Origin of the sequence: Modestobacter roseus (assembly GCF_007994135.1) — a bacterium.
GTDB lineage: Bacteria > Actinomycetota > Actinomycetes > Mycobacteriales > Geodermatophilaceae > Modestobacter > Modestobacter roseus.
Genome location: NZ_VLKF01000001.1, coordinates 399,960 through 418,293 on the forward strand (window position 1 = coordinate 399,960; position 18,334 = coordinate 418,293).

17 protein-coding genes are annotated in these 18,334 nt (G+C 74.4%); 9 read left to right on the forward strand and 8 right to left on the reverse strand.

Annotated features, from left to right (window positions below; translation table 11 throughout):
- Positions 1-21: 21 nt before the first annotated feature.
- Entirely contained in the window at positions 22-1,260 is a 1,239-nt protein-coding gene (locus tag JD78_RS02015; RefSeq protein WP_153360803.1) for an amino acid deaminase/aldolase, read from the reverse strand.
- 125 nt (positions 1,261-1,385) lie between these two features.
- Here JD78_RS02015 and JD78_RS02020 point away from each other — a divergent pair, with 125 nt between their 5' ends.
- Positions 1,386-2,699 (forward strand): D-arabinono-1,4-lactone oxidase, encoded by a 1,314-nt coding sequence (locus JD78_RS02020; RefSeq protein WP_153360802.1) that lies wholly within the window; start codon positions 1,386-1,388, stop codon positions 2,697-2,699.
- 243 nt (positions 2,700-2,942) lie between these two features.
- On the opposite strand, the gene JD78_RS02025 is transcribed toward JD78_RS02020, so the two are convergent.
- Both JD78_RS02025 and JD78_RS02030 read right to left on the reverse strand, forming a co-directional pair.
- Positions 2,943-4,151 (reverse strand): MFS transporter, encoded by a 1,209-nt coding sequence (locus JD78_RS02025; protein ID WP_153360801.1) that lies wholly within the window; start codon positions 4,149-4,151, stop codon positions 2,943-2,945.
- A gap of 180 nt (positions 4,152-4,331) precedes the next feature.
- The gene (locus tag JD78_RS02030; protein ID WP_166520921.1) at positions 4,332-5,513 is read right to left on the reverse strand and encodes a zinc-dependent alcohol dehydrogenase; all 1,182 of its coding nucleotides are present in this window, start codon (positions 5,511-5,513) and stop codon (positions 4,332-4,334) included.
- A 351-nt stretch (positions 5,514-5,864) separates the two neighbouring features.
- On the opposite strand from JD78_RS02030, the gene JD78_RS21915 reads away from it, so the two are divergent.
- Together JD78_RS21915 and JD78_RS02040 are read left to right on the forward strand one after the other, a co-directional pair.
- Entirely contained in the window at positions 5,865-6,971 is a 1,107-nt protein-coding gene (locus JD78_RS21915; RefSeq protein WP_243730960.1) for a M23 family metallopeptidase, read from the forward strand.
- A gap of 221 nt (positions 6,972-7,192) precedes the next feature.
- Positions 7,193-8,128, forward strand: coding sequence for a cation diffusion facilitator family transporter (locus JD78_RS02040; RefSeq protein ID WP_153360800.1), 936 nt, complete (start codon positions 7,193-7,195; stop codon positions 8,126-8,128).
- A 57-nt stretch (positions 8,129-8,185) separates the two neighbouring features.
- On the opposite strand, the gene JD78_RS02045 is transcribed toward JD78_RS02040, so the two are convergent.
- Entirely contained in the window at positions 8,186-9,733 is a 1,548-nt protein-coding gene (locus JD78_RS02045; protein ID WP_228395192.1) for an MFS transporter, read from the reverse strand.
- Between the two features lie 78 nt (positions 9,734-9,811).
- Between JD78_RS02045 and JD78_RS02050 the strand changes: the two genes are divergently transcribed.
- A complete protein-coding gene (locus JD78_RS02050; RefSeq protein ID WP_208103953.1) occupies positions 9,812-10,327 on the forward strand; it encodes a metallophosphoesterase family protein in 516 nt (171 codons plus the stop codon).
- A complete protein-coding gene (locus JD78_RS02055; RefSeq protein ID WP_153360798.1) occupies positions 10,324-11,220 on the forward strand; it encodes a putative RNA methyltransferase in 897 nt (298 codons plus the stop codon). The genes JD78_RS02050 and JD78_RS02055 overlap by 4 nt, the downstream gene beginning before the upstream one ends.
- Before the next feature lie 30 nt (positions 11,221-11,250).
- Here the strand turns inward: JD78_RS02055 and JD78_RS02060 are convergent, their stop codons facing one another.
- A complete protein-coding gene (locus JD78_RS02060) occupies positions 11,251-11,529 on the reverse strand; it encodes a GlsB/YeaQ/YmgE family stress response membrane protein (RefSeq protein WP_153360797.1) in 279 nt (92 codons plus the stop codon).
- A gap of 312 nt (positions 11,530-11,841) precedes the next feature.
- Here JD78_RS02060 and ctaD point away from each other — a divergent pair, with 312 nt between their 5' ends.
- Together ctaD and serB are read left to right on the forward strand one after the other, a co-directional pair.
- Positions 11,842-13,608, forward strand: coding sequence for an aa3-type cytochrome oxidase subunit I (gene ctaD / locus JD78_RS02065; protein WP_153360796.1), 1,767 nt, complete (start codon positions 11,842-11,844; stop codon positions 13,606-13,608).
- Positions 13,609-13,763: 155 nt separating this feature from the next.
- Positions 13,764-15,002, forward strand: coding sequence for a phosphoserine phosphatase SerB (serB, locus tag JD78_RS02070; RefSeq protein ID WP_153360795.1), 1,239 nt, complete (start codon positions 13,764-13,766; stop codon positions 15,000-15,002).
- A 214-nt stretch (positions 15,003-15,216) separates the two neighbouring features.
- On the opposite strand, the gene JD78_RS02075 is transcribed toward serB, so the two are convergent.
- Together JD78_RS02075 and JD78_RS02080 are read right to left on the reverse strand one after the other, a co-directional pair.
- On the reverse strand, positions 15,217-15,786 hold the full coding sequence (locus JD78_RS02075) for a nicotinamidase (RefSeq protein ID WP_166520922.1): 570 nt from the start codon (positions 15,784-15,786) through the stop codon (positions 15,217-15,219).
- Positions 15,787-15,817: 31 nt separating this feature from the next.
- Positions 15,818-17,110: a nicotinate phosphoribosyltransferase gene (locus JD78_RS02080; RefSeq protein WP_153360794.1), complete on the reverse strand. Its 1,293-nt coding sequence runs from the start codon at positions 17,108-17,110 to the stop codon at positions 15,818-15,820.
- 62 nt (positions 17,111-17,172) lie between these two features.
- Between JD78_RS02080 and clpS the strand changes: the two genes are divergently transcribed.
- A complete protein-coding gene (gene clpS, locus JD78_RS02085) occupies positions 17,173-17,469 on the forward strand; it encodes an ATP-dependent Clp protease adapter ClpS (protein ID WP_153360793.1) in 297 nt (98 codons plus the stop codon).
- Positions 17,466-17,963: a DUF2017 family protein gene (locus JD78_RS02090; RefSeq protein ID WP_153360792.1), complete on the forward strand. Its 498-nt coding sequence runs from the start codon at positions 17,466-17,468 to the stop codon at positions 17,961-17,963. The genes clpS and JD78_RS02090 overlap by 4 nt, the downstream gene beginning before the upstream one ends.
- Here JD78_RS02090 and JD78_RS02095 read toward each other — a convergent pair.
- Positions 17,902-18,255: a hypothetical protein gene (locus JD78_RS02095; protein ID WP_153360791.1), complete on the reverse strand. Its 354-nt coding sequence runs from the start codon at positions 18,253-18,255 to the stop codon at positions 17,902-17,904. The two genes, JD78_RS02090 and JD78_RS02095, sit on opposite strands and share 62 nt — an antisense overlap.
- Positions 18,256-18,334: the final 79 nt, after the last annotated feature.

Here is an 18,334-nt window from a genome sequence, read left to right on the forward strand (position 1 = left end):
TCGCGCACGGCGGGTGGATCGTCAGCCGAAGGAGCGGCCCTGGCCGCGGTAGGTGGGCACCACGTCGTTGACCACCACGTCGGCGAGCCCGTCCCCCTGGACCAGGTGCAGCTCGTCGACCCGTTCGCACAGCTCGCCGGCCTTGGCGTGCCGGAACCACACCCGGTCGCCGATCGCCAGCTCCGCCGTCCCCGGGCCGCGCAGCGGGGTCTGCACCTCTCCGGCCCCCTCGGACGCCAGCAGGTGCAGCCCGGCGGGGTGGACCGGCGTCGGCGAGCGGTCGCGTCCGGGCGGGCCGGAGGCGATCCAGCCACCGCCGGCGACGGTGACCACGCCGGCCGCCGGGCGGCGGGTGACCGGCAGCGCGAACAGCGCCGCCGGCCGGCCGCGGAAGGACCGGTAGCCGTCGAACAGGGTGGGGGAGTAGAGCCCCGAACCGGCCGCCAGCTCGGTCACCGACTCCTCGGCCGCGGTGCGTTCCAGGCTCCCGGTGCCGCCGCCGTTGACGAACCGCAGGTCGGCGACCTCCCGGACGGCGGCGACCGCGGCGGCCCGCCGGACGGCGAGCTCGCGCACCGAGGCCCGCTGCATGCCGCGCACGGCCAGCCCGCGCACCGGGCGCCCGGCGGGGGCGTCGCCGACCCCGGCGACCTGCGCCTCGTAGGCCATCACCCCGACCAGTCGCACTCCTGGGCGGGCGACGACGGCGCGGGCCAGCGCGGCGGCCTCGGCGGGGGAGTGCACCGGTGAGCGGCGCACCCCGACGTGCGCCGGCCCGACCCGCCAGGAGGCGTCCAGGTCCAGGCAGACCTGCACGACCGGCCGGGTCGCCGGCGGGGCGACGGCGTCCAGCAGGTCGAGGTGCGCCACCGAGTCGACCATCAGCGTGACCCGGTCGGCGAGCTGCTCGTCGCCGCCGAGCCGGCGCAGCGCCGCGCGGTCGACCGAGGGGTACCCGACCAGCACGTCGGTGCTCACCGGGTCGTTGCCGCCGGCCAGCCAGAGCGCCTCGGCCAGCGTGTAGGCCAGCACACCGGCGAAGCCGGGCCGGTCGAGCACCCGCCGCAGCAGCGCCCGGCACCGCACCGACTTGCTGGCCACCCGGATCGGCCGCCCGCCCGCCCGGCGCACCAGGTCGGCGGCGTTGGCGTCCAGCGCGTCGAGGTCGACGACCGCCAGCGGCGGGTCGAGGTGCGCGGTCGCTGCGTCCAGCCGCTCGCGCGCCCCCGCTGCTGCCACCGGGACGGCCGTCGTCGTCATGGACCGGCAGCTTCCCGACCGCACCGGGCCCGGTCAAGGGAGCCCTGCGCACGACCGGGTTCCCTTGACCGCCCGGTCCGCGGCCGGGCACTCTCGCGCCACCCACCCGGCGGTCAGGAGGCAGCGTGCCCGGAGCGGACACGTGGCGGAACTGGGCGGGCAACCAGTCCGCCACCGGCCTCACCGTCGTCCATCCCGCCGGGGCGGAGTCGATCGCCGCGGTGCTGCGGCGGGCGGCGGCCACCGGCCGGCGGGTCCGCCCGATCGGCAGCGGCCACTCCTTCAGCGCCGTCGGGCGGCCGGAGGACGTCCAGCTGGTGCTCGACCGGCACGCCGCGCTGGTCGACGTCACCGTCGACGGGCTGGTCACCGTGCAGGCCGGCATGCCGCTGCACCGGCTCACCACCGAGCTGGCCCGGCGTGGCTGGGCGCTGGAGAACCTGGGTGACGTCGACCGGCAGACCATCGCCGGCGCCGTCTCCACGGGCACCCACGGCACCGGTGCCCGTTTCGGCGGGCTGGCCACCCAGTTGCGCGCGCTGGAGCTGGTGCTGCCCGACGGGTCGCTGCTGCGCTGCTCGGCCGGTGAGCACGCCGAGGTCTTCGCCGCCGCGCGGGTCGGGCTGGGCGCCCTCGGTGTGCTGAGCACCGTGACCCTGCAGGCGGTGCCCGCCTTCGCGCTGCGCGCCGAGGAGGGCGCCGCCCGGCTGCCGGAGCTCATCGAGGGGTTCGCCGAGCACATGCAGGCCACCGACCACGTCGAGTTCTACTGGTTCCCGCACACCGACCGCTGCCTCACCAAGGCCAACACCCGGGTGCCGCTGGCCGAGTGCGCGCCGCTGTCCCGCGGCCGCGCGCTGTGGGACGACGAGGTGGTGGCCAACGGCGCCTTCGCGGGGGTGGTCGCCGCCGGTCGAGCGGTGCCGCCGCTGGTGCCCCCGCTGGCCCGGGTCGCGGCGCGGGCGCTGGGTGCGCGCAGCTACACCGACCACGCGCACCGGGTGTTCGTCTCCCGCCGCCGGGTCCGCTTCCGGGAGATGGAGTACGCGGTCCCGCGGGCGGCGGCGCCCGACGTGCTGCAGGAGCTGCGCGCCGCCGTCGACCGCAGCGACTGGCGGGTGCCCTTCCCGGTGGAGGTGCGGGTGGCCGCCGCCGACGACGTCCCGTTGTCGACGGCCGCAGGCCGGGACACCGCCTACGTGGCGGTGCACGTCCCGGCGCGCAGCGAGCCGGGCGGGTACTTCGCCACCTTCGAGGCGATCGCCGGTGCGGTCGGTGGCCGGCCGCACTGGGGCAAGCTGCACTCGCTGGACGCCGCGACGCTGGCCGGGCGGTACCCGCGGTTCGCCGAGTTCACCGCCCTCCGCGAGCGGCTGGACCCGGCCGGGGTGCTGTCCAACGCGCACCTGGACCGGGTCCTGGGGTCGACCGTCCGTTGACCGTGGTCCGGCCCTCGTCCAGGGGCCCGCGCCGAGCTCGCGAGGCATGGGGAGGACGGGGGTCCTGCATCAGAGGTCGACGTCGGGCCCGCACGTTCTCCTCCGGGTGCTGCACGGACGTCGTGCCGGGGATGAGCAGCAGGTCGGGGGAGCGGGCCAGCAGCCAGCAGCCAGGCGAGCGCGATCTCCATCGGGGTGGCCTCCAGCCACCGCGCCACGGTCTCCAAGCGGCGGCGCTGAACGTCAGCCGGCCCGGAGCGGCTCGGGCACCTCCCCGGCCGGATGATCGGCCGTGCGGCCCGCAGGGCGGCGCCCCCGGTTCGCGACCACCGCGACGAGGGCCAGGGCGGCGCCGGTCAGCGCCAGCCCCACGCCCACCCACATCGGTGCCGTGTAGCCCAGCCCGGCCGAGAGCGCCGCGGCCCCGAACGCGGCCCCCAGCGCGTTGGCCACGTTGAACGCCGCCTGGTTGGCGGCGGAGACCAGGCTGCCGCCGGGCACCCGGGCCACTTCGATCACCCGGTTCTGCAGGACCGGGCCGAGCGAGAAGGTGGCGGCGCCGAAGAGCACGACCAGCACGATCGCGGCCACCGGGAACCGGGCCAGCAGCGCGAACGCCACCAGCAGGGCGGCGGCCGTGACCAGCACCCCGGTGACGAACGACATCCCCCAGCGGTCGCCCAGCCGGCCACCGATCAGGGTGCCGACGGTGGCGCCGACCCCGAAGACGGCGAGCACCGGGGTCACCCAGCTCTCGGGCAGCCCGGCCAGCTCGGTGAGGATCGGGCTGATGTAGCTGTAGACGGCGAACATGGCCGCGCAGCCGATCGTGGTGACCCCCAGCACCAGCCAGACCGCGGGGCGGCGGAACGCGACCAGCTCGCTGCGCAGGTCCGCGCGCTCCCCGGAGACCGGCGGCATCCAGGCGAGCAGGCCGGCGATGGTGACCAGCCCGAGCCCGGCGACCACCCCGAACACCAGCCGCCAGCTGAGCTGCTGGGCGAGCAGGGTGCCCAGCGGCACACCGACGACGTTGGCGAGGGTGAGGCCGACGATCATCAGCGAGATGGCCTGGGACGCGCGGTGCGCGGGCACCAGCCTCCTCGCCGCCACCGCGCCGACCCCGAAGAACGCGCCGTGCGCCAGGGCGGTGAACACCCGGGCGGCGACCAGCGTCGGGTAGTCGGGGGCGAGCGCGGAGAGGGCGTTGCCCACGGTGAACAGGACCATCAGGCCGAGCAGGGTCTGCCGCGGGCTGAACCGCACCGCCAGCGCGGTGAGCGTGGGGGCACCGATGACCACGCCGACGGCGTAGGCGGAGATCAGCAGCCCGACGGCGGACACCGAGACGTCGAGCCCCTCGGCGATCTGGGGCAGCATCCCCATCACCACGAACTCGGTGGTGCCGATGCCGAAGGCGCCGATGGCGAGCGCGAGCAGGGCGCGGGGCACGGGCGGGCTCCTCAGGGGCGGTGCTGGGGGAGGGGAGGGACGACGGCGTCCTCCCCGCACCCAACGGCATCGGGCGGCCGAACCCACCCCCGGGGCGGCATGAACCGCGTCACGTCGCCCCTCGCGCCGCGGGCCGGCGCGCGGCGACAGCCACGCACCGGCCCGGAGGGTGCTGCGGGATCAGGGGGTGAGGAGCACCTTGACCGCGCCGTCCTGCTTCTGGCGGAACGTCTCGTAGGCCTGCGGCGCCTGCTCCAGCGGCACGTGGTGGGTGGCGAAGGTGTCCACGCCCAGCGGGTCAGCGTCGGTGAGCAGCGGCAGGATGTCGGGCACCCAGCGCCACACGTTGGCCTGGCCCATGCGCAGCTGCAGCTGCTTGTCGAAGATGCGCATGAGCGGCAGCGGGTCGGTGGCGCCGCCGTAGACGCCGGAGATCGAGATCGTGCCGCCCCGGCGGACCGCCTCGATCGCGGTGTTCAGCGCGGCCAGCCGGTCGGCGCCGGCCACCGTCATGACCTTCTCCATGATCGCGTCCGGCACGATCGCGCTGGCCTTCTGGGCGAGCCGGGCGCCCGGCGAGCCGTGCGCCTCCATGCCGACCGCGTCGATGACGGCGTCCGGGCCCCGCCCGTCGGTCTTGTCGCGCACCCAGGCCACGACGTCGTCCTGTTCGGTGGAGTCGAGGACGTCGATCCCGTTGGCCCGGGCCCGGGCCAGCCGCTCCGGCACGGTGTCGACGGCGTAGACCGCGGAGGCGCCCAGGTGCTTGGCGATCCGGGTCGACATGTCGCCGATCGGGCCCAGCCCGAGCACCAGCACCGTCCCGCCCGGCACGACGCCGGCGTACTGCACGGCCTGCCAGGCGGTGGGCAGGACGTCGGAGAGGTAGACGAAGCGGTCGTCGGCCGGGCCCTCGGGCACCTTGATCGGCAGCGTGTTGCCGAACGGGACCCGCAGGTACTCGGCCTGCCCGCCGGGCACCTGGCCGTAGAGCTTGGTGTAGCCGAACAGCGACGCGCCGAAGCCCTGCTCGCGGTTCTGCGTGGTCTCGCACTGGCTCTGCAGGCCCTGGGAGCACATCCAGCAGGTGCCGCAGGAGATGTTGAACGGGACGACGACCCGGTCGCCGGCCTTCAGCTCGGTCACGCCGGGACCCACCTCGCGCACGATCCCCATCGGCTCGTGGCCGAGCACGTCGCCGACGGTCATGAACGGTGCCATCACCTCGATCAGGTGCAGGTCGGAACCGCAGATGCCGCTGGAGGTGATCTCCACGATGACGTCGGTGGGGTCGGTGATGGTCGGGTCGGGGACGGTGTCCACCCGGACGTCGTCCCGGCCGTGCCAGGTCACTGCGCGCATGCGTGAACTCCTCGGTCTCGGGAGGCCACCGGGCCGGCCGCGAGCATGCCGGGGCCAGGTCGGGGGCCGTGATGTCCCTCGCACCTACCCGTCACGGCGCGTTCGACTCATCAGCCGCACGCAGTCCTGACGTCACGCAGGGTGCACTTTTGGCAGCCTTTGTTGTGACGCTTGCCACTTGACCTGGTGTGCGTCGGTAGTTGAGCGCATCACGAACTGGTCACGACGTGTTTACATGGGCGCCGCGTCCCACCCGTCGGTACCCCGCTGGGCGGGACGCAGTCCTGTCCCCGACGGAAGACTGGTGCTTTGGACCCGCTGGACCTCGCCCGACTCGACGACGACGGGTCGATGCGCCGCAGTCGCATCGACACCCTCGGCGGCTCGCCCGCCGGCCCGTCGACCGCGAGCCCCGAGGTGCTCCCGGAGGCGCCCGTCCTCCGGCTCGTCCGCACCGACGCCGCGGCCCCCGTCCCGGCCTCGCTCGAGCTGGTGGCCCTGGGCTCCGCGCTGGAGGTCTCCGCGGCCTCGCTCGCCGCCGGCTGGCCGCTCCCCGTCCAGCCCGCCCGCCGGTCGTCCGGCGCGACCGGGTCCAGCGACTGGCCGCTCCCGGTGGAGGCCGCCGACGACGCAGCCGCCGAGCGGTTCGTCGACGCCGTGGCCGGCGGGCGCCGGTCGGAGTCCACGCCGCACGCGGTCGTCGCCGCCGTCGCGGCCGGCCGGGGCGCCCGTCACCGGCGCCCGGTGGAGTCCTCCCGCCGTCCCTCGCGCTACCTGGCCGCCGCCATGGTCGGCGCGGCCGGTCTCGCCCTCACGTCGGCCGGTGCGCACACCGCCGCGCCCGCGCACGCCGCGGAGCCGGTCAGCATCGCCGAGGAGCTCGGCCTCGAGGAGCCCGGCCGGCCCACGCTCAGCGGCCAGGCCGCCACCTCCCGGTTGCGGGACCTGGTCGCCACCCGCGCCGAGCGGGAGGATGCCCAGGTCGCCGCCGCCCAGGCGCAGGCCGAGGCCGACCAGGTCGCCGCCGAGGCCGCCGCGGCCGCCGCGGCCGAGGCGGCCCGCCCCAAGGCCGTGCTGCCCGTGCAGGGGGCCCGGCTGACCAGCGGGTTCGGCTACCGGTGGGGCACGCTGCACGCCGGCGTCGACTTCGCCGCACCGCTCGGCACCCCCGAGTACGCCGTGATGGACGGCGTCGTGCTCCAGGCCGGGCCGGCGAGCGGGTACGGGCTCGCGGTCTACATCCAGCACCCCGACGGCGACGTCACGGTCTACGGCCACATGCAGGAGATCCTGGTCGCCGAAGGCCAGACCGTCCGGGCCGGCGACACGATCGCGCTGCTCGGCAACACCGGTCAGTCGACCGGGCCGCACCTGCACTTCGAGGTGCACCGCGGTGGCCTGGACGGGGAGAAGGTCGACCCGCTGCCCTGGCTGCGGGACCGCGGCGTCGACGTCTGACGAAGGACCCCCTCGCCCCCCACGCCTCGCGAGCTCGGCGCGGGTCCCTGCGAGGGGGCCGTTCCAGTACGTCACCTGCTCGGGGCGAGCCTCTGGACGGGGCCGTCGCGGCGGGTCCCTGCGAGGGGGCCGTTCCGGCACGTCACCCGACCGGTGCTGGCGCGAACGGCTGACATGCGGAATGGTGCATGTGAGCAGTTCGGTCGGCCAGGAGGACGTTGATGGGGCACGGGCACAGCCACGGGCACGCCCACGGGCACGCAGGGGGCACGGTGTCGGCGGCCCACCGCGGCCGGCTGGCGCTGGTCCTGGTGCTCACCGGCAGCGTCTTCGTCGTCGAGGTCGTCGGCGCGCTGCTCTCCGGGTCGCTCGCCCTGCTGGCCGACGCCGCCCACATGGCCACCGACGCCCTCGGCATCGGCATGGCGCTGACGGCGGTCACCCTGGCCCAGCGGCCGGCGCGCGGTCGCCGCACCTTCGGCCTGCAGCGGATCGAGGTGCTGGCCGCCGTCGCCAACGGCCTGCTCCTGCTGCTCGTCGGTGGCTACGTCGTCGTGGAGGCGGTGCGCCGGATCGGCGACCCGCCGGAGATCCACGCGGGCTGGATGCTCGGCGTCGCCCTGCTGGGCCTGCTGGTCAACCTGGGGTCGCTCGCGCTGCTGCGCCGCGGCCAGTCGGAGTCGCTGAACACCCGCGGCGCCTACCTCGAGGTGCTCGGCGACGCGCTCGGGTCGGTCGCGGTCATCGTCGCCGGCGTCGTCATCTGGACCACCGGCTGGACCGGCGCGGACGTCGTCGCCTCCTTCGCCGTCGGCGCGCTGGTGCTGCCGCGCGCCTGGTCGCTGCTCCGCGAGGCGCTGGACGTGCTGCTGGAGGCCGCCCCGCGGGGCGTCGACCTGGACCAGGTGCGCACCCACGTGCTGGGCGTGCCCGGCGTGCTGGAGGTCCACGACCTGCACGCCTGGACGATCACCTCCGGCCTGCCGGTGCTCTCCGCCCACGTCGTCGTCACCGACGACGCGCTGGCCGACGGGCACGGCGGACGGGTGCTCGATGCCCTGTGTGCCTGCCTGGGTGACCACTTCGACCTCGAGCACTGCACCTTCCAGCTGGAGGCCGCCGGGCACGCCGACCACGAGGCGCCCGTCCACGAATGACGGCGGCGCCCGCCTCCCCGGAGGGAGACGGGCGCCGTCGTGGATCGCGCCGGGGCGTCAGCCGGCGTGGACGATCGTCTCCGGCCCGGTGGGCAGGTCCTCCTTAGTGGCCTTGATCAGCACCGCGGAGACCAGCGCGCCGACGACCAGGAGCACCGAGGCCCAGGTGAAGGCCGTGGTGTAGCCCTCGACCTGCGCGGCCAGGCCGACACCGGGGTCGGCCGGGTCCTGCCCGGCGGCGACCGCGTCGGTGACGGCCGCGGTGATCGCACCCACCGACAGCGTCGCCAGGAGCGCCGTGCCGATCGAGGCGCCCACCTGCTGCGTCGCGTTCAGCAGCGCGCTCGCCGCGCCGGCGTCGTGCTCCCCGGCGCCGACCAGCGCCAGGTTGGACAGCGGCACGAAGGTGAACCCGAGGCCCAGGCCCAGCAGCAGCTGGCCGGGGAAGGCCAGCGCCCAGAACGAGGTGTCCACGCCCAGGAAGGACATGGTGAACAGCCCGGCGGCGGCGAGCAGGCCCCCGAGCACCATCAGCGGCTTCGGCCCGACCCGCGGCACGAGGCCACTGGCTGCGCCGGCCGAGATGAGCACGCCCAGCGTCGTCGGCAGCGAGGCGAAACCCGCCGCGACCGGGGTGTAGAGGAGCACCTGCTGGAAGTACAGGCTCAGGAAGAAGAACGCGCCGATGAGCCCGGCACCGACCAGGGTCGAGGTGAGGAAGGCGCCGCCGCGGTTGCGGTCGAGCACCAGCCGCATGGGCAGCAGCGGGTTGCGCACCCGGAGCTCCAGGACGACGAACGCGGCGACGAGCACCACGCCGACGGCGATGAAGGTCAGCGCCGGACCGTTCGTCCAGCCGCTCTCGGTGCTGCCGGTGTCGGCGTTGGTCTGGGCGGCCTCGGCCACCCGGGTGAAGCCGTACACGAAGGAGGCCAGGCCGAGGGTGATCAGCACGGCGCCGGGGATGTCGTAGCTGGTCTCACCGGGCGCCTTGCTCTCCGGGACGACCGGGATCGCCGCGACGATGGCGATGATCGCCACCGGCACGTTCACCCAGAAGCACCAGCGCCAGTCGGCGTACTCGGTCAGGACGCCGCCGAGCAGCAGGCCGACGGCGGAACCACCACCGGCGATCGCGCCGTAGACGGCGAAGGCCTTGGCGCGCTCCTTGGCGTCGGTGAACAGCACCGTGATCAGCGCCAGCGAGGCCGGGGCGAGCAGGGCGCCGAAGGCACCCTGCAGGGCGCGGGCGGCGAACAGCAGCTCCTCGTTGGGTGCGAAACCGCCCAGGGCGGAGGCGACCGCGAAGCCGGCGGCGCCGACCAGGTAGGTCCGCTTGCGGCCCCAGAAGTCGGCGATCCGGCCACCGAGCAGCAGGAAGCCGCCGAAGGTCAGGGTGTAGGCGGTGACGATCCACTGCTGTGACGCCGGGCTGATGTCCAGGTCGGTGGAGACCGCGGGCAGCGCGATGTTCACGATCGTCGCGTCGAGGATGACCATCAACACGGTCACCGCGACGACCGCGAGGGCGAGCCACCGCTTCGGGTAGGGCTCGGAGTACGGGGTGGTCCCCACGTCCGCGGAAGTGGGGGAGGGGTCGCTCACGTCGTCGTCCTCAATCGTTCGTGCGGTCCGGCCGATGCGTCGGCCGGAGGGAAGGTAGCGAGCTGCGACGATGCAGTCGTGGCGATTTCCGTGGTGTTCATCTCGGACACCCACGTCCCGAAGCGCGCACGTGACCTGCCTCATTCCCTGTGGGCGGAAATCGAGGCGGCCGACGTGGTCGTGCACGCCGGCGACTGGGTGGACGTGGCCCTCCTGGACGAGCTCGAGCGCCGCGCACGGCGGCTGGTGGGCGTGCACGGCAACAACGACCACGGTGTGCTGCGCGAGCGGCTGCCGGAGGTGGCCCGCGTCGAGCTGGCGGGGGTCCGCCTCGCCGTCGTGCACGAGACCGGCGACGCGAAGGGCCGGGAACGCCGCTGCGCCGACCGCTTCCCCGACGTCGACGTGCTGGTCTTCGGGCACAGCCACATCCCCTGGGACACCACGGCCGACACCGGCCTGCGGCTGCTCAACCCCGGCTCGCCCACCGACCGCCGGCGGCAGCCGCACGCCACGTACGTCACCGCGGTCGCCGACGGCGGCCGGCTGACCGACGTCGTGCTGCACCGGCTCCCGCCGCGGACCCCGGCGTGACGCGCCCGCTCCCGCCCGCCGCGGTGGCGGTGCTGGCCTGCCCGGTGTGCGGCGCCGCCCTGCACGAGCAGCCGGCCGGGCTCGGCTGCGCCGACGGTCACGCGTTCGACCGCGCCCGCCAGGGGCACGTCACGCTGCTGCCGGCCGGTGGCTCCCCCCATGCCGGGGACTCGGCCGCGATGGTGGCCGACCGCGCCGAGTTCCTCGCCGCCGGCCACTACGCCGGGATCACCGCGGCGCTGGCTCGGGCCGCCCTGGACGGCCCGCCGGTCCGCACCCTGCTGGACGCCGGCGGTGGCACCGGCGCGCACCTGGCGGGGGTGCTGGAGCGGGCCCCGGGCGCCGTCGGGGTGGTGCTGGACGCCTCGCGGTACGCCGCCCGCCGGGCCGCCCGCGCCCACCCGCAGGCGATGGCGGTCGTGGCCGACAGCTGGTCGCGGTGGCCGGTGCGCGATGCGGCGGTCGACCGGGTGCTGGTGGTCTTCGCCCCGCGCAACGGTGCGGAGACGGCCCGCGTGCTGCGCCCCGGTGGCCGCCTCGTGGTGGTCACGCCGGCCGCCGAGCACCTGGCGTCGCTGGTCGGACCGCTCGGGCTGCTCACCGTCGACCCGGCGAAGGCCGACCGGCTGGCGGCCGCGCTCGAGCCCCACCTGGCGCCGGTCGCGGCGGTGCGGCACCGGGAGGAGCTGCTGCTCGACCACGCCGCGGTCCGCACGCTGGTCGGGATGGGGCCGCACGCGCGGCACCTGGCGCCCGGGGAGCTCGCCGCCCGGGTGGCCGCGCTGCCCGAGCCGGTGCGGGTGCCGGTGGCCGTCGACGTCACCAGCTGGACCGCGGTCGGCCCCCCGGCACACGACGAGGGCCCGGCCAGCGTGGCCGGGCCCTCGTCGTGAGGTGGTGCTGTCCGCTGACGCGGACGGGCGTCAGCGGGTGACGCGGCGGTTCTTGCTGGTGGCGGCGACGTAGATGCCGAGCACCACGATGGCACCGATGATCGAGCCGATCCAGCCGGCGGTGCCGAACGAGAACTCGCCGTCGAAGATCAGGCTGCCGAGCAGGTTGCCGACGAACGACCCGATGACGCCGAGCACCACGGTGGCGACGAGCCCCATCGACTGCTTGCCGGGGATGACCGCGCGGGCGATGAAGCCGGCGACGGCGCCGATGACGATCAGGACGATGATGTTCCAGAGAACGTCCACGTGAGCCTCCTACGCAGGACGGGGGGATCCCGTCTGCGCTGGGCTGTCCAGCGCAAGATCATCGATGCCCGCGGCGCCCGACCGTGAAACCAGTACCGCGGCGTCTCGCACGGGTTCCCCCGATCGGGGGAACGTCCCTGTCCGCCCGGCGTGTCTCGCCGCTGACCAGCGGGGATCCCGAGGCCTCCGGCGGCGGGCGCCGCCGGTGCCGCTCGGCACCGCCCCGCACCGGGGACGCGGGCCGCCGCGGCACGCCGCACCGAGTCCCTCTCCGGTCGCGTCCGCCGTACGGCGACCGTCTAAGCTCCGAGCGTGACGATCGCACCCGCCCCGATCGTGAGCCGGCCCAGTCCGGCCCACGAGGCCGAGAAGGGGTCGCGGCTCCTGGGTCTGCTGCGCACCACCGACCACAAGACCATCGGCCTGATGTACACCGTCACGGCGTTCATCTGGTTCTTCGTCGGTGGTTTCATGGCGCTGCTGATGCGCGGCGAGCTGGCCCGGCCCGAGCTGCAGTTCCTCTCGCCCGAGCAGTACAACCAGCTGGTCACGATGCACGGCACGATCATGCTGCTGTTCTTCGCGACGCCGATGTTCTTCGCCTTCGCGAACCTGATCATGCCGCTCCAGCTGGGCGCCCCGGACGTCGCCTTCCCGCGGTTGAACGCCTTCTCCTTCTGGCTGTTCCTGTTCGGGTCGACGCTCGCCGTCTCCGGCTTCCTGACCCCGGGTGGCGCCGCCGACTTCGGCTGGTACGCCTACACCCCGCTGTCGACCGGTGCGCACAGCCCGGGCGCCGGCGGTGACCTGTGGATCGCCGGCCTCGCGGTCAGCGGGCTGGGCACCATCCTCGGTGCGGTCAACTTCATCGCCAGCATCGTCTGCCTCCGCGCGCCGGGGCTGACGATGTTCCGGATGCCGATCTTCGTGTGGGGTGCGCTGACCACCAGCATCCTGATCCTGCTCGCCTTCCCGATCCTGACCGCCGCGCTGTTCGCGCTGCTGGCCGATCGGCACCTGGGTGCACAGGTCTACGCGCCGGAGAACGGCGGGCCGATGCTGTGGCAGCACCTGTTCTGGTTCTTCGGCCACCCCGAGGTCTACATCATCGCGCTGCCGTTCTTCTCGATCATCAGCGAGGTCATCCCGGTGTTCAGCCGGAAGCCGCTGTTCGGGTACAAGGGCATGATCTTCGCCCTGATCGGCATCACCGCCCTGTCGCTGGCGGTCTGGGCGCACCACATGTTCGCCACCGGCGCGGTGCTGCTGCCGTTCTTCGCCTTCCTGACGTACCTGATCGCCATCCCGACCGGCATCAAGTTCTTCAACTGGATCGGCACCATGTGGCGGGGCCAGATCACCTTCGAGACGCCGATGCTGTTCTCGGTGGGCTTCCTGATCACCTTCCTGCTCGGTGGCCTGACCGGTGTGCTGCTGGCCAGCCCGCCGCTGGACTGGCACGTCAACGACAGCTACTTCGTCGTCGCCCACTTCCACTACGTGGTCTTCGGCACCGTGGTGTTCGCCGCCTACGCGGGCCTGTACTTCTGGTTCCCGAAGATGTGCGGCCGGATGATGGACGAGCGGATCGGCAAGCTGCACTTCTGGCTGACCTTCATCGGCTTCCACGCCACGTTCCTCATCCAGCACTGGCTGGGCAACGCGGGCATGCCGCGCCGGTACGCCGACTACCTCGGCACCGACGCCGGCGGCGACTTCACCTGGATGCACACGGTCTCCACGATCGGTTCGTTCATCCTCGGCGCCTCGGTGATCCCGTTCGTCTACAACGTCGTCAAGTCGTGGAAGCACGGCCGGCTGGCGCTGCGCGACGACCCCTGGGGTCACGGCAACTCGCTGGAGTGGGCGACGTCCTCCCCGCCGCCGCGGCACAACTTCGTCGAGATCCCGCGGATCCGCTCCGAGCGCCCGGCGTTCGAGCTGCACTACCCGCACCTGCTCAAGCAGCTCGAGGACGAGAAGCACGCCGGCAAGCGGCACGAGCCGTACGGCGGGGTCAGCAACATGGGCCTCACCGGCGGCAGCCGGAGCGGCGAGCGCGACTCCGACTTCACCTGATCAAGGACCCCGTCCTCCTCACCCCTCGCACGCTCGGGGCGAGCCTCTGGACGGGGCCGACCTCGACGACGCCCCGTCGGCCACCCGGCCGACGGGGCGTCGTCGTACCCGGGGGAGCGCGCAGCGCGCCCGGCGGCATCCGGCACGATGGCCCGGTGACCGACCGAGCCGCCGCCCCCGCGCCGCCCGAGGCGTCCCCGGACGCCCGACCCGGGGCGCTGCTCACCGTCACCGGCGCCGACCGGCCCGGGGTCACCGCCGCGCTCTTCGCCGCACTCGCCGAGCTGGGCACCCCGGTGGAGGTCGTCGACGTCGAACAGGTCGTCGTGCACGGGCAGCTCGTGCTCGGGGTCTTCGTCGGCCCGACCGGTGAGGTCACCGACCCCGATGAGCTGGCCGAACGGATCCGCCCGCTCGCCGACCGGGTCGCCGCCGAGACCGGCGTGCACATCGCCGTCGAGGCATCCGGGAGCGCCGGACCCGCCCGGACCGCTCGCCACCACGTGACCGTGCTCGGCCGCCCCGTGCCACCGGCCGCCGTCGCCGGCGCCGCCCGGGCCATCGCCGGGGTCGGCGGGAACATCGAGGCCATCCGGCGCCTGTCCGACTACCCGGTCACCAGCTTCGAGCTGACCGTCTCCGGCGGCGAACCGACCGAGCTGCGCACGGCCCTCGCCACCGTCGCCGCCGAGACCGGCACCGACGTCGCCGTCGAGCGGATCGGGCTGGCCCGCCGCAGCAAGCGGCTCATCGTCCTCGACGTCGACTCCACCCTCGTCCGCGGCGAGGTCATCGACGAGCTCGCCGCCCGGGCCGGACGGGCCGCCGAGGTCGCCCGGATCACCGCCGCCGCGATGAACGGGGAACTGGACTTCGAGCAGTCCCTGCGTGCCCGGGTGGCCGTGCTCGAGGGCCTGCCCGCCGGCGTGCTCGACGAGGTGCGCGAACACCTGGTGCTCACCCCCGGCGCGCGCACGCTGATCCGCACCCTGCAGCGGCTCGGCTTCCGCTGCGGCATCGTCAGCGGTGGCTTCAGCCAGATCACCGATCCCCTGGCCGAGTCCCTCGGTCTGGACTTCGCCGCCGCCAACACCCTCGAGGTCACCGACGGCCGGCTCACCGGCGGGCTCGTCGGCGAGGTCGTCGACCGGGCCGGCAAGGCCCGCGCCCTCGCCCGGTTCGCCGCCGAGCACGGCGTCCCGCTGGAACAGACCGTCGCCGTCGGCGACGGCGCCAACGACCTGGACATGCTCAACGCCGCCGGCCTCGGCATCGCCTTCAACGCCAAGCCGTTCGTCCGCGAACAGGCCCACGCCGCGCTCAACCAGCCCTACCTCGACGCCGTCCTGCAGGTGCTGGGGTTCACCCGGGACGAGGTCCTGGACGCGGTGTAGATGGTCGGCCTGCCGGCCTCCAACCGCGGCCAGGGCCGTGGTCCTGGTGCGCTGAGCTGTTACCCGGTTCCGGGTCGGGAGCCTGCGGCCCCGCGACCCGGAACCGGATGCGGCTCTCGCCGCAGCTGCCCGTACCGGTGGTCGCTTGCCCCGCGGTTGCGTTCCCCGGGGTTGCCTTCTCGGTGGTGGCGTTCCTCGTGGTCCTGGTGCGGCCTCAGGTCGGTCGGCGGACGCTGCCTTCGAGCTGGACGCCGGCGGTGCGGAGCTGGTCCAGGGCGGCGGCGGTGCTGGCCTCGGCGACCCCGGCGGTGAGGTGGAGCAGCACCCGGGTCGCGAACCCGGCGGCGACGGCGTCCAGCGCGGTGGCCCGCACGCAGTGGTCGGTCGCGATGCCGACCACGTCCAGCTCGTCGACGTCGTGCGCCCGCAGCCAGTCGGCCAGGCGCACGCCGTCGCAGCTGCCCTCGAACCCCGAGTAGGCCGCGGCGTACTCGCCCTTGTCGAACACCGCCTCGATCGGCCGGCGGTCCAGCCGGGGGTGCAGCTCCACGCCGGGGGTGCCGACGACGCAGTGCGGCGGCCAGGTCTCCAGGAAGTCCGGCTGCTCGGCGAAGTGACCGCCCGGGTCGACGTGGTGGTCGCGGGTCGCCACGACGTGCGCGTACGGGGCCTCCGCCATGTGCGCGCTCACCGCTCGGGCGACCGCCTCACCACCACCGACCGCGAGGCTGCCGCCCTCGCAGAAGTCGTTCTGCACGTCCACGACGACCAGGGCCCGAGTCATGCCGCCATCGTGCCCCGGACGCGGTCCGCCGTCATGCGGTGACCGTGTCGATCACCGGCTCACCGCGCATCAGCGAGAAGGCCTCCGCCGGCAGGGTCTGGCGCAGCACCCGGTGCCGGTCGCGGGCCGCCGCCAGCGCCTCGGCGGGGGAGCAGGGGTCGACCAGCTCGCCATCGCGCACGAGCGGCGCCAGCAGGTCCCGGTCACCGTCGCGCGGCTCCACCGCACCCGCGGTCACCACCTCGGCGATCGCCGTCCCGTCGGCGTCGTGCCGGCGGACCGCCCGCTTGCGACCGCCCACCGACCGCTTGCCCTCGGAGTTCTTCGCCACCGGCACGCCGTCGCGCTCCACGAGCTTGTAGACCATCCCGGCGGTGGGCGACCCCGAGCCGGTCACCAGGGAGGTGCCCACGCCGTACCCGTCGACCGGCGCGGCGGCGAGGGCGGCGATCGCGTACTCGTCCAGGTCGCTGGTCACGATCACCTTCGTCTCCGTGGCACCCAGGGCGTCCAGCAGCTCGCGGGCCCGGGTGGCCTGCACCGTCAGGTCACCGGAGTCCAGCCGTACCGCGCCCAGCCCGGGCCCGGCCACCTCGATCGCGGTGCGGATGCCCTGCTCGACGTCGTAGGTGTCCACCAGCAGCGTGGTGCCGGTGCCCAGGGCGGCCACCTGCGCCCGGAAGGCAGCGGCCTCGTCGTCGTGCAGCAGGGTGAACGCGTGCGCGCTGGTGCCGGTGGTGGGGATGCCGTAGCGGGCGCCGGCGGCGAGGTTCGACGTCGCGGCGAAGCCGACCAGCACAGCGGCCCGGGCCGCGGCGACAGCGGACTCCTCGTGGGTGCGCCGGGAGCCCATCTCGATGCACGGCCGCTCGCAGGACGCGCCGACCATCCGGGCGCCGGCGGACGCGATCGCGCTGTCGTGGTTGAGGATCGACAGCGCCAGCGTCTCCAGCAGCACCGCCTGGCCGAACGGCGCCCGCACGGTGAGCACCGGCGAGCCCGGGAAGTAGAGGTCGCCCTCGGCGTAGCCGTCGACGTCGCCGGTGAACCGGAAGTCCGCCAGCCAGGCCAGCAGCTCCGGGTCGTCGACGCCCTGGGCGCGCACCGCCGCGAGCTCGGCGTCGCCGAAGCGGAAGCCGGCCAGCAGCTCCAGCAGCCGGCCGGTGCCCGCCAGCACCCCGTACCGCCGGCCGTGCGGCAGCCGGCGGGAGAACACCTCGAACACGCAGTCCCGCTCCGACGTCCCGTCGGCGAGGGCCGCGGCCAGCATCGTGAGCTCGTAGCGGTCGGTGAGCAGCGCAGGGCTCAGCTGCGGCATCGGCATGGACAGGCACGATAGGTGGCCGCCGAGTGGGCCGCCCGGGACGGGCGTCCTAGAGTGATCACGTGGCCGGACCCCTCGCGCCCGCACGGACGCCGGAGACGACGTCGCGGGAGGAATCCGAACTCGACCGCCCCTGGGTGACGATCGTCTGGGACGACCCGGTCAACCTCATGACCTACGTGACCTTCGTGCTCCAGGAGCTGTTCGGCTACGACGAGGCGACGGCCACCGAGTTGATGCTGCAGGTGCACCACGAGGGCAAGGCGATCGTCAGCTCCGGGCCGCGGGAGCGCATGGAGCACGACACCAACCGGCTGCACGCCTACGGGCTGTGGGCCACCTACCAGAGGGACGCATGAAGCCGTTCCGCCGCAAGGGCGACGACGTGGTGGCCCGGCTGGTCGACGCCGAGGCCGGCATCGTCGCGCTGCTGCTGGACCAGCTGGAGCAGCTGCTCTCCGCCGACCGCACCGACACCGGGGGCGACCCGGTGGTCGAGCGGCTGCTCCCGCCGGGGAACGTCGACGACCCGGAGATCGCCGCCGACTACCGCGACCTCACCGAGACGGCGCTGCGCGCCGGCAAGGCCGACGACCTGGCCACCGTCCGCGCGACCCTGCCCACCGCGGGCGGGGAGGTGCGGCTGGACGCCGAGCAGGCCCGCGCCTGGCTGCGCACCACCAACGACCTGCGCCTGGCGCTGGGCACCCGGCTGGGCGTCACCGCCGACACCGAGCCCCCGGAGGACGCCGGCGGCGAGGACGAGCAGCAGCTCGCCGTGTACTACTGGCTCACCGCCGTGCAGGGGTCCCTCGTCGACGCGCTGGTGGCCGGACGAGACGGCCGACGGTGAGCAGCACCAGCAGCGCCACCAGCAGGTCGGCGACGAAGAAGACGTAGACCAGGCTGTGCACCTGCACGTCCTGGACGATCGCGCCGATGCAGGCCAGCAGGGTGATCGCGGAGAGGGCGGTCAGCAGGAGCAGGCCGATCAGCCGGCCGAGCACCAGCAGGACCAGCTCGATCCGGTCGCTGCGCTCGTCGGTCGCCCGGCCGCTGCGGTGCAGCAGCCGCATGCTGCCGAGGACCAGCGCCGGCAGGGGCACCAGCACCACGCCGACCACCATCAGGACCTCGATCACCACGGACGTGGACGTTAGCGGTCGTCCACCCGTGCGGCCCAGCCCGTTCCCCTCCGCGTCACCCGGCAGCGGGGGCCGGGAG

What these genes read in the sequence shown, in the direction of transcription:
- JD78_RS02015 (WP_153360803.1), bottom strand. Translation starts at nt 1,260, where the DNA reads ATGACGACGACGGCCGTCCCGGTGGCAGCAGCGGGGGCGCGCGAGCGG.
- JD78_RS02030 (WP_166520921.1), bottom strand. Translation starts at nt 5,513, where the DNA reads ATGCGCGCAGTGACCTGGCACGGCCGGGACGACGTCCGGGTGGACACC.
- JD78_RS21915 (WP_243730960.1), top strand. Translation starts at nt 5,865, where the DNA reads ATGCGCCGCAGTCGCATCGACACCCTCGGCGGCTCGCCCGCCGGCCCG.
- JD78_RS02040 (WP_153360800.1), top strand. Translation starts at nt 7,193, where the DNA reads ATGGGGCACGGGCACAGCCACGGGCACGCCCACGGGCACGCAGGGGGC.
- JD78_RS02075 (WP_166520922.1), bottom strand. Translation starts at nt 15,786, where the DNA reads ATGACTCGGGCCCTGGTCGTCGTGGACGTGCAGAACGACTTCTGCGAG.
- JD78_RS02080 (WP_153360794.1), bottom strand. Translation starts at nt 17,110, where the DNA reads ATGCCGATGCCGCAGCTGAGCCCTGCGCTGCTCACCGACCGCTACGAG.
- JD78_RS02090 (WP_153360792.1), top strand. Translation starts at nt 17,466, where the DNA reads ATGAAGCCGTTCCGCCGCAAGGGCGACGACGTGGTGGCCCGGCTGGTC.